The organism is Lentzea sp. NBC_00516 (genome assembly GCF_036346835.1).
In the GTDB taxonomy this organism is placed as follows: domain Bacteria; phylum Actinomycetota; class Actinomycetes; order Mycobacteriales; family Pseudonocardiaceae; genus Lentzea; species Lentzea sokolovensis.
Map to the genome: position 1 here is coordinate 6,204,652 of NZ_CP107840.1, position 19,020 is coordinate 6,223,671.

General features: G+C 69.8%; 15 protein-coding genes and 1 pseudogene. 8 read left to right on the plus strand and 8 right to left on the minus strand.

Annotated elements, in window-relative coordinates; genetic code table 11:
* Positions 1–55: 55 nt before the first annotated feature.
* Both OG205_RS27880 and OG205_RS27885 read left to right on the plus strand, forming a co-directional pair.
* Positions 56–349, plus strand: coding sequence for a 4a-hydroxytetrahydrobiopterin dehydratase (locus OG205_RS27880; RefSeq protein WP_319980253.1), 294 nt, complete (start codon positions 56–58; stop codon positions 347–349).
* 140 nt (positions 350–489) lie between these two features.
* Positions 490–1,392: a glycoside hydrolase family 88 protein gene (locus OG205_RS27885; protein WP_330270982.1), complete on the plus strand. Its 903-nt coding sequence runs from the start codon at positions 490–492 to the stop codon at positions 1,390–1,392.
* Here OG205_RS27885 and OG205_RS27890 read toward each other — a convergent pair.
* From OG205_RS27890 to OG205_RS27905, 4 genes are all read right to left on the minus strand, one after another.
* Positions 1,309–2,523, minus strand: coding sequence for a mannosyltransferase (locus OG205_RS27890; RefSeq protein ID WP_330270983.1), 1,215 nt, complete (start codon positions 2,521–2,523; stop codon positions 1,309–1,311). The genes OG205_RS27885 and OG205_RS27890 overlap by 84 nt on opposite strands.
* A gap of 277 nt (positions 2,524–2,800) precedes the next feature.
* Positions 2,801–2,956 (minus strand): DUF6131 family protein, encoded by a 156-nt coding sequence (locus tag OG205_RS27895; protein ID WP_089909616.1) that lies wholly within the window; start codon positions 2,954–2,956, stop codon positions 2,801–2,803.
* A 62-nt stretch (positions 2,957–3,018) separates the two neighbouring features.
* A complete protein-coding gene (locus OG205_RS27900; protein ID WP_330270984.1) occupies positions 3,019–5,733 on the minus strand; it encodes an AfsR/SARP family transcriptional regulator in 2,715 nt (904 codons plus the stop codon).
* A complete protein-coding gene (locus tag OG205_RS27905; RefSeq protein WP_330270985.1) occupies positions 5,730–8,855 on the minus strand; it encodes an AfsR/SARP family transcriptional regulator in 3,126 nt (1,041 codons plus the stop codon). Before OG205_RS27905 ends, OG205_RS27900 begins: the two co-directional genes overlap by 4 nt.
* 112 nt (positions 8,856–8,967) lie before the next feature.
* On the opposite strand from OG205_RS27905, the pseudogene OG205_RS46825 reads away from it, so the two are divergent.
* Positions 8,968–9,162: pseudogene (locus OG205_RS46825) on the plus strand (class I SAM-dependent methyltransferase); the annotation flags it as partial.
* 91 nt (positions 9,163–9,253) lie between these two features.
* Entirely contained in the window at positions 9,254–9,718 is a 465-nt protein-coding gene (locus OG205_RS27915; RefSeq protein WP_330270987.1) for an SAM-dependent methyltransferase, read from the plus strand.
* Here OG205_RS27915 and ychF read toward each other — a convergent pair whose 3' ends face one another.
* The gene (gene ychF, locus OG205_RS27920) at positions 9,719–10,798 is read right to left on the minus strand and encodes a redox-regulated ATPase YchF (protein ID WP_330270988.1); all 1,080 of its coding nucleotides are present in this window, start codon (positions 10,796–10,798) and stop codon (positions 9,719–9,721) included.
* A gap of 80 nt (positions 10,799–10,878) precedes the next feature.
* Here ychF and OG205_RS27925 point away from each other — a divergent pair, with 80 nt between their 5' ends.
* Positions 10,879–12,165, plus strand: a complete 1,287-nt coding sequence (locus tag OG205_RS27925; protein ID WP_330270989.1) for a bifunctional transcriptional activator/DNA repair enzyme AdaA — start codon at positions 10,879–10,881, stop codon at positions 12,163–12,165.
* Positions 12,162–12,659, plus strand: a complete 498-nt coding sequence (locus OG205_RS27930; protein ID WP_330270990.1) for a methylated-DNA--[protein]-cysteine S-methyltransferase — start codon at positions 12,162–12,164, stop codon at positions 12,657–12,659. Before OG205_RS27925 ends, OG205_RS27930 begins: the two co-directional genes overlap by 4 nt.
* On the opposite strand, the gene OG205_RS27935 is transcribed toward OG205_RS27930, so the two are convergent.
* The 3 genes from OG205_RS27935 to OG205_RS27945 are packed head-to-tail and all read right to left on the minus strand — an operon-like array spanning position 12,656 to position 17,180.
* Positions 12,656–13,147, minus strand: a complete 492-nt coding sequence (locus tag OG205_RS27935) for a hypothetical protein (RefSeq protein ID WP_330270991.1) — start codon at positions 13,145–13,147, stop codon at positions 12,656–12,658. The genes OG205_RS27930 and OG205_RS27935 overlap by 4 nt on opposite strands.
* A gap of 20 nt (positions 13,148–13,167) precedes the next feature.
* Positions 13,168–16,044, minus strand: a complete 2,877-nt coding sequence (locus tag OG205_RS27940) for an SMC family ATPase (protein WP_330270992.1) — start codon at positions 16,042–16,044, stop codon at positions 13,168–13,170.
* The gene (locus OG205_RS27945; protein WP_330270993.1) at positions 16,041–17,180 is read right to left on the minus strand and encodes an exonuclease SbcCD subunit D; all 1,140 of its coding nucleotides are present in this window, start codon (positions 17,178–17,180) and stop codon (positions 16,041–16,043) included. The genes OG205_RS27940 and OG205_RS27945 overlap by 4 nt, the downstream gene beginning before the upstream one ends.
* 99 nt (positions 17,181–17,279) lie before the next feature.
* Between OG205_RS27945 and OG205_RS27950 the strand changes: the two genes are divergently transcribed.
* Together OG205_RS27950 and OG205_RS27955 are read left to right on the plus strand one after the other, a co-directional pair.
* Positions 17,280–18,191 (plus strand): DNA recombination protein RmuC, encoded by a 912-nt coding sequence (locus tag OG205_RS27950; RefSeq protein WP_330270994.1) that lies wholly within the window; start codon positions 17,280–17,282, stop codon positions 18,189–18,191.
* An 89-nt stretch (positions 18,192–18,280) separates the two neighbouring features.
* Positions 18,281–19,006, plus strand: coding sequence for a DUF6542 domain-containing protein (locus tag OG205_RS27955; protein WP_330270995.1), 726 nt, complete (start codon positions 18,281–18,283; stop codon positions 19,004–19,006).
* Positions 19,007–19,020 lie beyond the last annotated feature (14 nt).

Genomic DNA, 19,020 nt, shown 5'->3' on the forward strand with positions numbered 1-19,020 from the left:
CACCGGACTCCCGTGGCAACGCGCAGCCTACGTGACGTGGTGGGACGATCAGGACATGGCCGAGCTGTTGAGCGACGATCAGTTGAACGACGTGCTGCCCAAGCTGCCCGACTGGGGTGCCCAGGACGCGGCGCTGGTCCGGACCGTGGAGCTGGCGAGCTTCTCCCACGCGATCATGGTCGTGAACCGGATCGCGGAGATCGCCGAGAACGACAACCACCACCCGGACATCGACATCCGCTACAAGACGCTGACATTCCGCCTGAGCACGCACTACAAGGGAGGAATCACCGCGCTCGACGTGTCTCTCGCCGAGGAGATCGACGGAGTCCTGGACGCGATGAGCTGATTCGGTCAAGATGTGCGCTGCCGCCGCCCGCGGAAATGAGAGGGAACACCCTCATGCGGTTGCGCACATCTGTTTTTGCCGTCGTTTTGGCCGGGAGTCTTACCGCGGTTCCGGCCGGTGCGAACGCCGTACCTTGTGCCGTGACGGACACGATGATCAAGGTCAGTGCGACGTGGGTCACCAAGGGCCCCGATCTCGCGGCGAACAACTGGTCCAACGCGAACTTCCACGTCGGCAACCTCGCCCAGGTGCGGACCACCGGGATCAGCAACCACAAGACGTGGCCGTGGGTGCAGGCGAACAAGTACCTGCTGCCGGTCGACCCGGCGAACCCCTTCGCCCCGGACGCCCAGTCGACCGGTGAGCCGTACCTCGACGTGGCGTACTTCCACCCGGAGCCCGAGGTGCTGCAACCGTTGCGCGACAACCTGCGCGCCCAGGTGAAGGACGGGAAGACGCACTACTGGCGCTCGCCCGACGCACTGAACATGGCGCTGCCGTCGTTCACCCGCGTCGCCGTGGCCGACCAGGACCAGGCAATGCTCGACTACTCGTTCAAGTCGTACCGCAGCCTCAAGGCCCGGACGTTCAACGAGTTCACGGGCCTGTGGAGCCTGAACGTGCAGACGAACGGCTGGGCCGTGCAGGGTCTGGCCAAGGCGATGCTCGCGCTGCCGGCCGACCACCCGTACCGCGCCGAGTACGCCAAGACGTTGCGCAAGAGCGTGCAGACGCTCAAGTTCCTGCAGCGCCACGACGGCTTCTGGGGCAGCACCGGCAAGGACTCCGCGGCCACCGCGATGATCACCTACGCGATCGCCGCCGGCATCAACGCGGGTGTGCTCGACCGGGAGACCTACCTGCCGCACGTCCAGAAGGGCTGGCAGGCCCTCCTGACCGCGCTGGACACCGACGGAACGCTGGGCTGGGTCGCGGCCCGAAACTCGTGGAAGCCCGCGTCAGCCGGTGACACCGGTGGGTTCGCCGTGGGCAGTTTCCTCATCGCGGGGCAGCAGCTCGTCCCTCTTACGCCGGGTTGCTAGGCCGATCGCGACGAGCGTGAGCAGGCCCGCGGCCGGATAGCCCCAGCCGAGCGCCACGAAGACCCAGGGCCGCGGGAAGTCCCAGATGTTCGGCTGGGCGAGCAGCAGGAACGAGATCAGGTAGCCGCCGGTCAGCAGCACCCACAGGCCGGCGGTGATCCTGCACAGGAGGTGTCCGCCCTCGTAGATCAACCACAACAGGGCGGGCACCATCCACACCCAGTGGTGGCTCCACGAGATCGGCGAGACCAGCAGGCCGAGCATCTGGACGCTGACGATCAACGCCAGCACGTCCTTGGTCCTGCTGACCGCGAACCACGTGAGCGCGGCCGCGACGAGCACGGCGACGATGTAGATCGGCCCGGTCTTCACGTCGTACCCGACCGTGCGACTCAGGGCGCCGCGCATCGACTGGTTGATCGCGCTGCCGACCGGCCCGACGCGGCTGGCGTCACCGAGCAGCTGGAACCAGAACTTGTCCGACTGGGACGGTGAGATTGCCCAGCCGATGCCGTACACCACGACAAAAGCGACGAACGACCACACAGCGGCCATCCACCGGCGCTGAATGAGGAAGTACAGCCCCGAAATCGCGGGTGTGAGCTTGATCCCCGCGGCGAAACCGACCCCGGCGCCGCCGACCCAGTTGCGCGCGCTGGCGAGCGTGCCGATCAGGATCGCGACCAGCACCAGGTTGATCTGACCGTAGTTGAGCGTGGTGCGGACCGGCTCGATCCACAGCGTCAGCGCGGTCCACATCATGGCGCGGCGCGGGTCCTGCAGCTTCAGCAGCTTCAGGCTGGTGCGCACGATGTAGTAGAGGCAGCCCAGGCAGAGCAGCTGCCAGATCCAGCGCGACGCCTCCCACGGCACCCAGCTCATCGGCGTGAAGATCGCCGCCGCGAAGGGCGGGTAGGTGAACGGCAGCGGGAACACGTCCGCGTACTGGTCGAGCCGCCACTCGTAGAGGTCGCCGGAGAACAGGTGCGGCGACCCGTTGCGGTACACCAGCAGGTCGATCATGGTCATCTTCGCCTGGAACGCGACCATGAACAGGTGCCCGGCGACGGACAACGCGAGCAGCCACGGTGCTACGGAGAGCACACGCGCTTCCACAGCACGGAGTTTCACCCCGAAAACGTTACCCGAGGCAACGAAACGGGGTACCCCGGCGTCATTAGGACGGGAGAGATCGCAAGAGGGAGTTTTCTGGTCATGTCTGTTGATCTTGTAGTTGCCGCTGTCGCCGCTCTGGCCATGCTGGGGGTCGCGTTCGGAGTGTTCGCCGCTGCCGCACGCGCAAAGAACAACGTGTAAGAGCTTGTGAGACAAGCAGAAGGGGGAGCCTCCACAAAGGAGGCTCCCCCTTCACCGTTTCCGAGGGGAGGAACGGTGACTTGGTGCGCGTTTAGAAGTAGTGCGCCCGTCCGCCGATCGGCTTGCCGACCGCGCCCAACACGGCGAGGATCGCGCCGATCACCAGGAGCACCACTCCCAGGGTCGTCAGGATGCTGATACCCATCAGCCACCCGACGACAAGCAAAATAAGACCGAGGACGATCATGACACCTCCAGGTGGGGAATCCTTTTCTGGATTACCCCACGGGGGTCGGTACAAACCTCGCTTCATACATTCGTCACCGATGCGATCAGCTCCCGCACCTGGGCGGCCCGCCCGTCCCCCAACTCCTCGAAGATGGACAACGCCTCGCTGAGGGATTCACGGGCCGCGGGCCGGTCTCCCGCCGCCACCTGAGCCTCGGCCAGTTCGGTCAGGGCGTCCGCCAGGTCGTGCGTCTCCCTCATCTCCCTCATCATCTGCACAGCCTCGCTGTGGCGGTCCACTGCTTCCGCGACCCTGCCCAGCCTCAGGTAGATGACGGCGAGCGTCTGGCGGGCCAACGACTTCGTGGGAGACGGGAACGGCTGACGCTCTCGAAGCCACTCGTCCGCCACGAGGCAGAGCTCCAACCCGCGTTCGTGGTCACCCACGCGGTGATAGGCACGCCCCAGCTCGCCCCGCAGCGCGGCCTGCTCTCCGGGTTCGCACTGCTCTATCAGCGGGTACACCTGGAGCAGGACCTCCAGTGCCTCCGCGTTGCGGCCTTGCTGTTCGTACAGGAAAGACAGTCCTCGCGAGAGGTTCGACCGGCCGTCGACCCGGCCGAGGAGCTCCTCACATCGCATCGCGGCGTTGATCTGGACTTCCGCCCTGGGAAAGTCGCGTTGCGCGACGAGCACACCCGCCAGCGAGCGGTGCAGGCGTGCCTGTGCGAACACGTCCTCCAGTCGTAGAGCCGCTGCCAGCCCTGCCCGTTCGACCACTTCGGCTTCGGCCAGACGTCCTCGGGTCACCAAATGCATGTGCGGCGTGTAACTCAGCCGCCAGGCGAGGTCGTCGGCGCCCGCGGCGACCATCGCCGACACCACGCGTAGCAGCACCTGCTCCTCAGCGTCGTACCACGCGTGCGCGTCCGCCACGTCCGGCACCGGCACCAGCACCACCCCTTCGGCCGGTGGAGCCAACGGCGTCCACTCGACCGCGATCGAGGAAAGCCAGTCGCAGGCCGCGAGCGAGACGTGCAGGTAGTGGTCGAACATCCGGCCCTGAGCCGTGGACCGCGGGCCGGACGGCAGCTCCGCGGCGCGTTCGGCGGCGTAGTCACGCAGGAGGTCGTGCCAGGTGTACCGGCCGTCGCTCCCCCGGGTGAGCAGGCTGCCCGCGACGAGTTCGGCGAGGGCCTTCCTGGCCCGAGCGAGTGGTAGCGCCGCGAGACTCGCCACGGCCTCAGCGGTGAAGTCGGGTCCGGGATGCAGACCGAGCAGCACGAACACCGTGGCCGCGAGGTCGCTGACCGACCGCAACGACCAGGAGAAGACCGCGCGCACGGCGGTGGAGGCGTCCTCGATGTCGAGAGCACCGAGCCGTTCCTTCTCCAGTTCGTCCGCGAGCGTCGTGAGCGAGTCGCCGTAGGCCGCGCGGGCGCCCACGATGCCGAGCGCCAGCGGCAGGCCCGCGCACCGTTCGACCAGGCGAGCGGCCGCCTCGCGTTCGGCGGCGATCCGATCCGCACCGACCCGTTCGGTCAGAAGGTCGATGGCCTCCCGCTCGTCCAGCACGTCGAGGGCGACAGGCCGCGCGCCCTCTCGCGCGACCAGTCCGCTCAGGCGGTTTCGGCTGGTGACCAGCACGAGGTTGCCGGCCCCGCCAGGCAGCAACGGACGGACCTGGTCGACGTCCCTGGCGTTGTCGAGCAACACCAGCATTCTCCGCCCGGCAAGTGCCGACCGGTAGGCGGCGGCAAGTGCGTCACCGGACGACGGGATGTCGTTCTCCCCGACGCCCAGCGCCAACAGGAAGGCGCGGATCGCCACCTGCGGGTCGAGCGGGTCGGTGTCGGTGTCGAACCCACGAAGATCGACGTGGAGCTGGCCGTCCGGAAAGCGGCCGGCCACCTGATGCGCCCACTGCACCGCGAGCGCCGTCTTGCCGACGCCCCCGATGCCGTTGATCGCGGAGATCAGCACGGGTTCGCCGGGCCGGGTTTTGACCATCTCGGACAGCCGGGCCAGCTCGTGCTCGCGCCCGACGAAATGCGGGTGGGCGGGCGGCAGCTGCCGAGGCACTACCGGTGAAGCGGGCATCTCACCGCTGAGGACCTGCTCGTGCGCCTCGCGCAGCCGTTGGCCGGGATCCACACCGAGCTCGTCCGCGAGCCGCTTGCGGATCTCCTGGTAGGCCGAGAGCGCCTCGGCCTGCCGCCCCGCGCGATGCAGCGCGAGCATCAGCTGAGCCCAGAAGATCTCCCGCAACGGGTGCTGCCGCACCAGCGACCACAGTTCCGGCACCAGCACGTCGGCGGTCCGGGCGAGATCCTCGTCGATGCGGCGTTCCAGCGCGACGACCTGCTCCTCCACGAGCGGCGGCACGTCGTCGCGGTGCAGCGACTCCGACGTGACGTTGCCCAGCACCGGGCCGCGCCACAGCTCCAGCGCCGTGTGGTGCTCGCCCCGTGCGGTGAGCCGGCGGAACTCGGCCAGGTCGAGCTGTCCGGGGCCGACCTCGGCCAGGTAGCCGTGCGACGACGTGCGGACGCAGTTGGCGGCGCCCAGCGACTGCCGCAGCCGCATCACGACGGTCTGCAACGTCCTGCGCGCACGGTCGAGGGCGGGCGGCTCGCCGTCCCACACCCGTTCCACCAGCTCATCCGCCGACACGAACTCGTTGGCGCGCAACAACAGCGCCGCCAGCAGCACGCGCCCGCGACCTGCGGGAACAGCTACCGGCTCGCCGTCGAGCAGCACTTCCAACGGCCCCAGGACGCGGTACTCGGCAGTCATTCGGGCGAACCTACCGGCACACCGCAGTCCCGGTAGGCATTGGCGGCCAACGCTTCCGCGGCCTTCGCGCCTTCCTCGTCACCCAATGCACGGCGCACGGTCGCGAGAGTTTCGTGCGACTGCCCTTCCAGATACCGCTGGCGGTGCCGCTGATGCGTGGCGACTGCCTCTTCCACGCACGACAACGCTTCCGAAGGCTCGCCCATCGCAAGGTGGAGCAACGCGCGCTCGCTGAGCAGCACTCCTTCTCCCCCGACCGCGTAGCCGGCAGCGGTTCGGACTGCGCGGGCCTCGTTCAGATGGCTCAGCGCCGGTTCGAACTCGCCGAGTTTCCGGTACGCCCGCGCGGCCGAGCAATGCGCGGTGAGCCGATAAGAGGGAACGGTGGAGTCCTCACCCACGAGCCCCAGGCGCACCATGGCGGCGGCCAGCGCGTCCTCATGCGCACCGCAGTGGTCCATCACGTCCTCCAGCGCATGCCAGACGTGGAACTCCTCCTCGACACCGATCCTGTGCCGCGCCTCTTGGAGGAGGCCGAGCACGAGGTCCAATGCCTCGTCGACCCTCCCGAGTGCCAGGTCGATCCTGACGACGGAGGCGGCGCCGATGGAGACGCGCAGGGGGTCTCCCAGCTCGGCCAGCAGCGCGAGGTACTGCTCGTAGTGCGCTCTGGCATCCGCGAACCTGCCCAGTTCCAGACAGATCGTGACCAGGCCTTCGTGAGTGCTCACGCGAACGGCGGGTGAGTCGGCCAGCTCCAGAACCCTGAGCAGCGCCTGTTCGGTGGCCGGGTAGTCGGACAGTTCGCACCAGAGGGCGGCGAGGTTCCGCAGGGCCAGCGCCTGCCCCTCTGTCGACCCCCGGAGCTCGTGGATCGCGAGCGTCCGCTGCAGGTGCTCGACAGCGGAGTCCGCGTCACCGGCGATCCGGGCCATCGCCCCGATGCTGAGGTGCGCGCTCGCCTGGATCGACAGGTCACCCTCCCTGACGCCGATGTCGAGCGCTTCCTGTGCGAGTTGCTTCACCTCCGCGAAGTCCCCTTGGCAGTAGCGGTAGATGGAGGCGCCGAGGTTCGCGCCGGCGACCAGCAGGTCATCGCAGGACGCACGGCTGGAGCGGTCCCGGATCTCGCACAACACCGCCCAGTTCGCGTCATAACGAACTTCGTAGTAGAAGCCGTTGGCCACGGCCCCGAGCTCGGCGACCAGCCGGTGATCACCCCGCTCGGTCGCGACGAGCATCGTCGCGATCAGATTCACGTGCTCGGCGTTCAGCCACGCGAACGCCTCGTCCGTGCTCTTCAGCACGACGCCGGGCAGTGGGGTCGTGGTGGTGTTGAGCGGGTATCTGCGCTGGTCCGGGAACAGCAGTTCGGCAGCGGCGTCGGCCATGCGGCGATAGAAGTCGTACAGCCGTGCGATGGCCTCGTTGGTCTCCTCACTCGTGCACCGTTCCCTCGCGTACACGCGCAGCAGGTCGTGCAGGGCGAAGCGGGTGCCGCGCTGTTCGACGAGGTGCACACCGACCAGGTGGTTGAGGTGGCGGCGGACGTTGGGCAGGCCTGCGATCACCGCGGCGTCGTTCGCGGTGAAGTCCGCGCCGGGCAACAATCCCAGCCTGCGCAACACCATCCGTGTCTCCTCCGGCAACGAGGAGTAGCTCTCGTCCAGGACGACGCTGACGGCCGCGGCGGGATCACCGGGCACCGCGAGCTCGCCGAGGCGGTCGTCGCCGAGCTGCGCGACCTTGTCCGCGATGGTCATCGTGTCCTGGGAGGACAGGTCCGCGGCCGCGATGCGCAACGCGAGCGGCAGCCCGCCGCACAACCGCACCAGCGCGGCGGCGGCCTCCGCCTCGGCCCGCACCCGGTCCGCGCCGAGCGCCCGCTCCAGCACGCGCGTTCCGCCGTCATCGCTCAGCACCGGGAGCCGCAGCAGGTCGGCGTCGTGCAGGGCGAGTCCGCGCAGGTCGCCTCGGCTCGTGACGATCGTCAGGGCGCCGGCGGACGCGGGCAGCAGCGGCCGCACCTGCTCGGCGTTCGCGGCGTTGTCCAGCACCAGCAACAACTTCCGGTCCGCCACGAGCGACCGGTAGAGCGCTACCTGTTCGTCCAGTCCGGCAGGCACGTGGTCGACGCCCAATGCCTTGAGAACGAGGGTCAGTGCTTCCTGCGGTGCCATGGCCCGCACCGGATCCTGACCGCGCAGGTGCACGAAGATCTGCCCGTCCGTGAACCGCTCGCTGATCCGATGGGCCCAGTGCACAGCCAGGGAGGTCTTGCCGACTCCACCTGTGCCCGCGATGGCCAGCACCTTCGCCCCGCTGGCCGCCAGCCGTGCCACGTCGTCCTCGCGCCCGGCGAACGTGGCGAGATCCGGCGGCAGCTGCCTCGGCGTGACGCGTTTCTCCTTCGGCGGCACGACCTCTCCGCGCAGGATCTGCTCGTGCAACTGGCGCAGCGCCGGTGCCGGGTCGATCCCCAGCTCGTCCGCGAGCATCTCGCTGACCTGCCGATACGTCGCGAGCGCACCGGCCTGCTGCCCCGACCGGTACAGGGCGAGCATCAGGTGGGCCCAGAAGCGGTCGCGCAACGGATGCCTGCGGGTGAGGTCCTGCAGTTCCGGCACCAGGTCCGCCGACCGCCCGGCCGTGAGATCCGCCTCGATCCGCTGCTCCAGCACGGCGAGCTGCTCCTCCACCAGCGACGGCACCTCGTCGCGGTGCAGCGACTCCGACGTGACGTTGCCCAGCACCGGCCCCCGCCACAACGCGAGCGCGGGCCCGAACTGCTGCCGGGCGACCAGCGCGCGGAACCTCAGCAGGTCGAGCTGCTCCGGCTCGATCTCGGCCAGGTACCCGCCGGGCTCGTGCCGCACGCAGTTCGCCTCGCCGAGCGCCTGCCGCAGCCGCATGACGACCGTCTGCAACGTCTTGTGCGCCCGGTCCAGATCCGGCGGCGCGCCTTCCCACAACCGCTCGACCAGCTCGTCCACGGACGTGAACCGGTTGGCGCGCAACAACAGCGTGGCGAGCAGCACCCGGCCGCGGCCGGCGGGAACCGGCACGGGCTCACCGTCGAGCACTACCTCCAGCGGTCCCAGCAACCGGTACTCAGCTCTCACACCGCGGAAGTCTAGGTGCGCCACCGAGACACGCGCTCGACGTCGGACGCGGCGCGATGCCACCCTTCCAGACATGCGGGGAGTGAGCAGAACAGCGTTGTGGGTCGCGTCGATGCGCGCCGTGGAAGCCGCGAGATCAGACCGCCTGCACGACGACCCACTGGCCGCGTTGGCGGTATCACTCGGCGAGCCGATCCCCGCCGCCCCACCAGGCGCGGCCGAGTTCATGGCCGTGCGCACCCGCTTCTACGACGACTTCCTGCTCGGCTCCGCGCTGCCCCAGATCGTGGTGCTCGCCGCAGGCCTGGACTCCCGCGCGTTCCGGCTGGACCAGCCCTCCGGCACGCGACTGTTCGAGCTGGATCTCCCCCGAACTTCTGGAGTTCAAGGAAGAACTCGTGGTCGCCTCGGGCCTCGTCCCACGATGCACCCGCGTCGTCGTCCCGGTGGACCTGCGCACCGACTGGACCACCGCCCTGGCCGGCGCGGGGTTCGACGCTTCGTCGCCCACCGCGTGGATCGCCGAGGGCCTGCTCCAGTACCTGACCGAGGACGAAAAGAAACGCCTGCTCGACACGGTCCACTCGCGGTCGGCGCCAGGCAGCCGGTTCGCCTTCGACCACATGGACACCTCGGCGGACGACCGCGAGTCGGTGGCCGGCACGCTGGAGCAGATCCGGAGCATGGGCGCGGAGTTCGTGGCGACCGCGGCTGATCCCGCCGGATGGCTGGCCGCGCACAGCTGGACCACCGCTGTTGACCGCGTTCCCGAGCTGGCCGTCGCCTATGGGCGGCCGCTGCCGGACTTCATGGATCCGGCAGCGGCGAACGCGACCGCGCTCTGCACGGCCGCTCTGAGCTGATCAGACGTTGAAGCGGAACTCCACCACGTCGCCGTCGGACATGACGTAGTCCTTGCCCTCCATTCGGACCTTGCCCGCCGCCTTCGCGTCGGCCTTCGAACCGGAGGCCGTCAGGTCGTCGAACGACACGACCTCGGCCTTGATGAAGCCGCGCTCGAAGTCCGTGTGGATCACACCGGCCGCCTGCGGGGCGGTGGCGCCCTTCGGGATCGTCCAGGCGCGCGATTCCTTAGGGCCGGCCGTGAGGTACGTCTGCAGGCCGAGGGTGTGGAAACCGGCGCGGGCCAGGGCGTGCAGGCCCGGCTCGGTCTGGCCGATCGACTCCAGCAGTTCGAGGGCCGACTCGTCGTCGAGTTCGATCAGCTCCGACTCGACCTTGGCGTCGAGGAAGACCGCGTCGGCCGGGGCGACGAGCTCGCGCAGTTCCTTCACGCGGGCCTCGTCGGTCAGCACGCCCTCGTCGGCGTTGAAGACGTAGAGGAACGGCTTGGTGGTGAGCAGGGAGAGCTCACGCAGCAGTTCACCGTCCACTTCGGACTGCGCTGCGAACAGCGTGCGGCCCGCGTCGAGGATGTCCTTGGCCTTCTTCGCGTTCTCGAGGACGGCGCGGCGGTCCTTCTGCATCCGCGCCTCCTTCTCGATCCTCGGGATGGCCTTCTCGAGGGTCTGCAGGTCGGCGAGGATCAGCTCGGTGTTGATCGTCTCGATGTCGCTCGACGGATCGACGCGGCCGTCGACGTGCACGACGTCCGGGTCGTCGAAGACGCGGATGACCTGGCAGATCGCGTTCGCTTCGCGGATGTTCGCGAGGAACTTGTTGCCGAGGCCCTCGCCCTCCGACGCGCCCTTGACGATGCCCGCGATGTCGACGAACGACACCACGGCGGGCACCTCGCGCTCGGAGCCGAAGATCTTGGCGAGCGTCGTGAGGCGGGCGTCCGGCAGCGGCACCACGCCCACGTTCGGCTCGATGGTCGCGAACGGGTAGTTCGCGGCGAGCACGTCGTTGCGCGTGAGCGCGTTGAACAGGGTGGACTTGCCAACGTTGGGCAGGCCGACGATACCGAGGGTCAAACTCACGGTGAGCGAGTCTACGGCAGCCGACGGTCGTGTCCGATTCCCGCGAGCCATTGGACGTTCCCGCTGGCAGGATCGTTGGCATGGTCATTGACGAAGAACACGCGTACCGGGTGTGCTCCGCACGTGACGCCCGTTTCGACGGGTGCTTCATCCACGCGGTCCGCACGACCGGCATCTACTGCCGGCCGTCGTGCCCCGCGGTGACCCCGAAGCGCCGCAACAGCCAGTTCTTCCTGACGGCCGCCGCCGCGCAGTCCGCGGGCTTCCGGGCCTGCCGCCGCTGCCTGCCGGACGCCGTGCCGGGCTCACCCGAGTGGAACCTCCGCGCGGACCTGGCCGGCCGGGCGATGCGCCTGATCAGTGATGGCATCGTCGAACGCGACGGTGTGACCGGGCTGGCGACCAAGCTCGGCTACTCGGAACGCCACCTCACGCGGGTGCTGACCGCCGAACTCGGCGCCGGTCCGCTGGCCCTGGCCCGCGCCCACCGCGCCCACGCGGCCCGTCTGCTGATCGAGACGACCGAACTGTCGTTCGCCGACATCGCGTTCGCCGCGGGCTTCGCGTCGGTGCGCCAGTTCAACGACACGATCCGCATGGTGTTCGCCTCGACCCCGTCCGACATGCGCGGCCGGGGCAAGGCACCGGTGGGCACGCCGGGCCGCATCGTCCTGCGCCTGCCGTACCGGCCGCCGTTCGACGCCACGGGTCTGCTCGCCCACTTCCGGGCGCACGCGTTGCCCGGCGTCGAAGAGGTGACCGCCGACTCCTACGCACGCACCCTCTCCTTGCCGCACGGTGAGGCGACGGTCCGCCTGACGTTCCCCACCGACCACGTCCTGTGCTCGCTGCGTCTCGCCGACGTGCGGGACCTGGGCGCGGCCGTGGCCCGCGTCCGCCGTCTCCTGGACCTCGACGCGGACCCGATGGCCGTCGACTCGTTCCTGGGCGCCGACCCGCTGATCGGCCCGCTGGTCCGCGAGGTGCCCGGCATCCGCGTGGCGGGCAGCGTCGACGGCGCCGAGACCCTGCTGCGCCTGGTGGCCCCGTTCACGGGCGTCCCGCTGCAGATCCCGGACGGCACCCTGACCCACCTCTACGCGGCCGGGGACCATCCCGTCACCGAGGCGCTGGCGAACGGCAGACTCGTCGTCGACGTGGGCCGCTCGATCGAAGACCTGACCGAAGAACTCACTCCCCTGGTCGGCGCCTCCGTGGCCGACGAGGTGGCCATGCGAGTGCTGGGCGCACCGGACGTGCTGGTGCTCCCCGAGGCCTCGCGACATCTGGCTTCCCACGGCCCGAACTGGCGGCCGTGGCGCTCCTACGCCGGAGCACACCTGACGAGGAAGGCAGCAACATCATGAGCGTCGCGCACACGTCCACTGTGGACACCCCGGCGGGGCCGTTCACCGCGATCGTCGCGCCGGACGGGGCAGTGCTGGCCAGCGGCTGGACCGGCGACCTCGCCCTGCTGACGCCCCAGATCCACGCCTCCCTGATGCCGTCCGAGATCACCTCGCGGCCCGATCTGGGCGACGTCACCAAGGCCGTCGTCGCCTACCACGAAGGCGACCTGACCTCGATCGACACCATCGAGGTCCGCCAGAGGTCCGGCCCGTTCCTGCAGCACGCGTGGGACGTCCTGCGCACGGTCAAGGCGGGCGAACCGGTCACCTACTCCGAGTACGCGGAACTGTCGGGACGCCCGGCGGCGATCCGGGCGGCGGCCTCGGCCTGCGCCCGCAACTCGGCGGCGCTGTTCGTCCCCTGCCACCGGGTGATCCGGATCGGCGGCAACCTCGGCGGCTTCCGCTGGGGCCTGGACGTCAAGCGCTGGCTGCTGGCCCACGAGAACTAACCCACGAGGTTGATCTCCGGGGCGGCACCGGTGGTCAGTTCGGTGCCGCACCTGGGGCACGAGCTGGTCACCGGCGCCGCGCCGGAGACCAGGTGACCCTCGATGCCCAGCCACTCGCCGACCCCGTTGTCCCGGCAGGTGTGGCAGCCGACGCGGTAGTTCAGCCGCACCCACGGTTGCGCCGTCAGCTCCGAGGCCTGGACTTCAGGCTCCATCAAGTCGTTGAACGGTGCCCACCACGACGTGATCCGGCACCGCAACCTGCGCTCGGCACCGTGCTCGGTGGCGTCGAACGCGCTGACGCGCATCGGGGCGGGGTGCTCGTTGCCGGTGCAGAGCCCGTGGGGCATGCCGTGCCGCAGCTGCACGACACGTCCGACGCGCAGGCAGACGAGGCAGTCGTGGGTGAAGTCGAGCCGGTTCGACCACACGAAGTGGGCGGCCGGGGTCACGGTGACACGCGCGGTGACTTCCACATGGGACAGCACGGGCCGAGATTAGAGCCAACTCACGCCAGCGACATCTCCAGCGTCGACCCGGTCCTGGCCTTCCGCACCCGCAGCCGCGTGGGAATCCGCTGCCGCAGCTCCTCCACGTGCGACACCAGCCCCACGACCCGCCCACCGGCGCGCAGTTCGTCCAGTGTGTTCATGACGATGTCCAGCGTGTCCGAGTCCAGGGTCCCGAACCCCTCGTCGACGAACAGGGTGTCGAGCAACGCCCCGCCGGTCTCGTTGGCGACCACGTCGGCCAGCCCGAGCGCGAGCGACAGCGAGGCCAGGAACGACTCCCCGCCGGACAGCGTCTTGGCCGGCCGGGCCCGCCCCGAGTAGTCGTCCAGCACGTCGAGGTTCAGCCCGCCTCGGGTGCCGCGCGCGCCCGCCGAGTCGGAGTGCACGAAGCTGTACCGGCCCTGGCTCATCCGGTGCAGCCGGGCGGACGCGGCGACCGCGACCTCCTCCAGGCGCGCGGCCAGCACGTACGACCGCAAGGTCATCTTCTTGGAGTTCTGCCCGCGGCCGTTGATCACGTCGGTCAACGCGTCCAGCTCGGCGTACGTGGCCTCCAGCGGCTCCAGCGACTTCCACTCGGCCCGCAACCGCGCGGCCAGCTCGCCGACTCGGTCCAACGCCGCCTGAGCGCGCGCCAGGCCGGTGGCGGCGGAGGACGCGGCGGCACGGGCCGACGACGCCGCGGCCGTCACCTGGCCGAGGTCCACCTCGTCCGCCGGGTCGATCTCGGCCAGTTCCTCCACCGTCGCCGAGGCAGAGGCACGGGCGCGTTCCCAGGCCGCGATGCGGTCGTCGAGGGCCTGCAGTTTGATCGCCGGACGGGCCGCGGCCAGGACCGCGTCGACGTCGGGGAAGCCCGCGTCGGCGGCCATGGCCGCCACCAGGGCCTGCTGTTCTTCCACACGGGCGAAGGCGGCGTCGCGAGCTGCGCGGCGGTCTGCCAGTTCCACCAACGCCTTCGACAACCGGAGCAGGTGGTCGCGGCGGGTCAGGACGTCGTCGTGCTCGCCTCGCGCCTTGTCCAGGCGGGCGCCGCGTTCCTCGACGACGGTGACCAGCGATCTGTGTTCGGTGTGCAGGCCCACCAGGTCCTGCTCCACCTGGGCCTTCTCCGCGCCGAGCTCACGGGTCTTGGCTTCCAGGCCGACGAACTCGTTCTGCCGCTGCGAACGGGTGTGGGCCAGGTCGTAGGCCTCGCGGTACTCGGAGATCGCGACAGCGGGCTCGGCGGAGCCCAGGGCCTCCCAGCAGGCCTGGATGCGCAGCTCGGCGGCGTGGGCGGCGCGCTCCGCCTCGTTGCGGCGGTCCAGGGCGAGCTGTTCCTCGGCGGCCGCGTCCTCCTCGGCAGTCGCGTCGACGCCGCCGAGCATCGGTTGCGCGGGCGCGGGGTGCGACGGCGAGCCGCAGACGGCGCAGGGCTTGCCGCGCTTCAACGCCGCGGCCAGTTCGATGGCCATGTTCTCGAGGCGCTGGTGGCGGACCTGCTGGAGGACGTCCTTGGCCTTCTGGTGGACGTCGATCGCCTCGTGCAGCTCTTTCTTGGTGCGCTCCAACGCTTTCCCGGCGTCCGGCAGTGCCAGCGCGGCGTCGGCGCGGGACTTCAGGGAGTCCAGGCGTGCCGAAGCCTCCGCGGCCGCGTCCAGCTGGAGGCGGCACTGCGCCACCCGTTCCGGCAGCACCTCCAGCTCGGCGTTCAGGGCCAGCAGCCGGCGTTCGACCTGGTACGAGGAGTTCTTCAGCACCGACAACCGGCGCACGTCCGCCTGCTGGCGTTCGGCCTCGGCGGCCAGCTCGCCCAGGCCACCTGCCTCCTCGCGGTAGCGCGAAGCGTCCTCGCGCAACTCCGAACCCGTGTAACCCAAGCGCTCCAACGATTCGAGAGCGCGGGCCTCGTCGCGGACGGCGAACTCGCAGGACTGCTGAAGCTTCGCGATCTCCCCGAACGCCGGCACGACCGGGACGGCACGGCGGGCCGCGTCCCGTTCGGCGAACCACGCTGCGGAGTCCGCAGCTTCCACGCGGGCCAGCAACTCGCGGGCCTCGCGCACGCGACGGATCTGGTCGGCCTGCACACGGGCCTGGGCCAGCAACGCGTCCGCGCCATCGGCCAGGCCCGCCGTCTCCTCCGCCAGCGCACCGGCCGCGGACACGGCGGAGGTCAGCCGCTCCAGCACGGATTCCAGCCAGCCCGGCTCGAACGACGGCTCCTCGCCCGCGGCCTCTGCCACCCGGTGCATCAGTTCGCCGGCGCCCTGACGGCGGTCCTCCAGCACCCGGCCGGCGACGACCCGCTTGTCCCGGAACCACTTCTCCACGTCGAGGAACCGCTCGGTGCCGAAGAGCTTCTCCAGCAACACCTCGCGTTCGGCCGTGTCCGACCTCAGGAACCGCGCGAACTCGCCCTGCGGCAGCAGCACGACCTGGAAGAACTGCTCGTACGACATGCCCAGCATGTCCTCGACCGCGCGCGCCACGTCGTCGATGCGGGTGATGCCCTCGCCGTCCCAGCCCTCGAGCCAGGTCAGCGAGCACTTCGCGGGCTGGGTGGTGAAACCGCCGCCGCGCTTCTTCGGCCTGTCGAACTCCGGCGAGCGCACGATCCGGAACCGCCGCGACTGCACGGTGAGCTCCAGCGACACCTCCGTCGGCACCTCGGGATCGGCGTACTCGCAACGCAGCTTCTTCACGTCGCCGCGTGCGCCCGGCACCCGGCCGAACAGCGCGAACGCGACCGCGTCGAGCAACGTCGTCTTGCCTGCGCCCGTGTCCCCGTGCAGCAGGAACAGCCCGTCCGCGCCCAGCTCGTCGAAGTCCACGGCCTCGGGCTTCGGGTAGGGACCGAACGCCGTGAGCTCCAAGCGGTGCAGTCTCATTGCTCCTGCTCCCTCGCCACCGACGCGAACGCCTCGCGCAACAACGCCATCTCCGCCGTGGAGGGCTCGGAGCCGCGCGCGTCCGACACGAAGCAGCAAGCCACTTCCTCGTCGGAACGGCCGCGCACCCGGTCCGCGTAGGTCATGTTGTGCTGCTGGCCCTGTTCCGGCCGCCACTCCACGTGCACCGCGTGCTCGAACCGCTTCTGCAGCTGCCGCAACGCGTCCATCGGCCGCACCTGGTCCGTGAGCACGACCGACAGGAAGTGGTCTTCCAGCGGTTTGTGCGCCGGATCCTCCAGCACCTCCGCCAAGGTGCCGCTCACCACGGCCAGTTGCCGCGGCACCGGCAGATCCCGCCGTTCCACCCCGACGAGCCCGCCCGCGTCCAGCTCGACCAGCCACACCGACTTGCGGTGCCGCGCCTCGGAGAACGAGTACGCGAGCGGACTGCCCGAGTACCGCAGGTTCTCCGCGAGCGTCTGCGGCCCGTGCAGGTGCCCGAGAGCCACGTAGTCGACGCCCGCGAACACCTGCATCGACACGTCCTGCACACCGCCCACCGCGATGGTGCGCTCGGACTCCGACGGCGCCCCACCGGTCACGAAGGCGTGCGCCAGCACCACGGAACGCGCCTCGCGTGATGCCAGGTCGGCGCGAATCCGCCGCATCGCCTCACCGAGAACGGGCGCGTGCCCCTTGTCCGCCACCCCGAGCACGTGCCGCGCGGGCTCCGGCTCCAGGAACGGAATCCCGTACACCGCGACGGGCCCGTGCTCGTCCTCCAGCTCGACGGGCTTGTCCAGCAACGAGATCTGCGTGCGCAGGTACAGCCCGCCCGCTGCCGCGAACTCCCCGAACACCCCGATCCGCGCCGCCGAGTCGTGGTTGCCGGGCGTGATCACGATCCGCGCCCCTGCCGCGCGGATCCGCATCAGCACCCGCGCGCACAACGCCACCGCGTCGGCCGAGGGCACCGCCCGGTCGTACAGGTCGCCCGAGATGACCACGACGTCGACCTTCTCGGAAGACACCAGGTCAGCGAGGCCGCTCAGCACCGACTCCTGCTCCACGAGCAGGTCGCGGCCGTGGAAAGTGCGCCCCACGTGCCAGTCGGAGGTGTGCAGGATCCGCATGGCCCCAACCGTAGAGACGGGGTCTGACAAATCTCCGGGAGGGTTCCCGGCGTGTCACCCGATCGAGTTCAACATCTTCGAGGGAGCATCATCGGTGCCGTGACCGCAGTGATCATCACCGCCTCGATCGTCCTGGCACTCGTGAGTGCCGGGGCGCTGCTGTTCGTCTGGCGTCTCTACCAGGACAGCGTCCGGCGCACCGACGAAGCGCTCCAGGCCATCGGTTCGGAACGCGCGCGCTACGACGCGCAACAGGTTGCCCTGCAACGCTACGAAGTGGCGTTCTCCAGCGTCAGCGGACGCGGTGAGCTGGGCGAACAGGTGCTCGTCGAGACAGCGCGCGCACTCGGCCTGAGGGAGAACCTCCACTACACGCTCCAGACGGACGTGGCGGGCGGCGGCGCGGTCCGGCCCGACATGGTGCTGAACGTCGGCGGCGGCCGCGCGGTCCCGGTCGACTCGAAGATGTCCATGGCCACCTGGGCCGAGGCCGTCGAGACGGACGATCCACAGGAACGCCAGGACGCGCTGCGGGTCCACGTCCGCAACATCCGCTCGCGCGCCGCCGAACTGGCGGGCAAGGGCTACCAGCGCTGGGCCGACGCCATCTACGGCACGATCATGTTCGTCCCCAACGACGGCGCGGTCGTCGCGGCCCTGGACACCGATCCCGAACTGCTGCGCTGGCTGCTCGACCGCCGGGTCTTCCTGTGCGGCCCGACCGGGTTCGCCGTGATCGCGTCGAGCGCCATGTTCGCGGTCACCGAACGAGCGCTGGCCGACGACGTCGAGCAGGTCAGGCTGCAGGCCGGCCGGGCGAACCGGGCCGCCGACAGCGCCATCGACGCCGTCAACCTCTCCACCACCCACCTGCAGCGCTTCCTCTCGGCGAGACGCAGGGAACTCGACGCCCTCGAGGGCTTCCGGGCGAGCGTGGAGCCGCTGACGGACGCCTCCGCCACTCCTACGCCCCTCCCACTGGTCCGAAGGGCGGACGAACAGTCCGCTTAAAACGCACGCAGTGTGCCCGCGGGTTGCTTCTGGGTGAGAAAGCCGCGGACTGACGAACACCGAATGGCCGAACGGCTACCGTGTGCGTCGTGAGTGCGTTGCGCGAGCGTTCAGCAGCTTTCGATGATGACGATGTCGAAGACTACGACGCGGTCCCGTGGAACTACCGAGCGATCTTCGGCGAGTTCAAGGGCATCCCGTGGTGGGCGGCGATCCTCGCTGCCCTGGTCCCGGCGCTCATCGGCGCGTTCATCGACATCAACTCCAGCAAGACCGTCGGCTGGACGTTCAACGCGGTGTTCTTCCTGGGCGCGCTGGCCGCGATCCTGCTGGTGCAGCGCCGCAGCCTGTTCGGGCCGATGGTGCAGCCGCCGCTGATCCTCGCCATCACGGTGCCCTTGCTCGTGCTGCTCACCGGCGGCATCGCGAAGGGCGGCCTGACCTCCATGGCCCTGGGCCTGGGCAGGCCGTTGATCGACAGCTTCCCGGTCATGGCCGTCACCACCGCCGTCACGGTCGGGCTGGGCATCCTGCGGATCTTCCTGCAGAAGGACCCGAACCGCCCGTCCAAGGACGAGGTGCGCGAGGCCAAGGCGGAGATCAAGGAACGCTCCAAGCCCGTCCGCAGGCCCCGCGAGGAGCCCGAGGAGGAAGAGCGTCCGCGCCGCCCCCGTCCGGAACGCGCCGAGGGCACCCCTGCCCGTCGCCCGCGTCCCGAGGGCACCCCTGCCCGCCGTCCGCGCCCGGAAGGCGCCGCCCGCGGCGAACGCCCGGCAGGCCAGCGCAGGCCCCGCCCGCCGCGTGACGACCGCTAGCCCGTTGTTCGCGA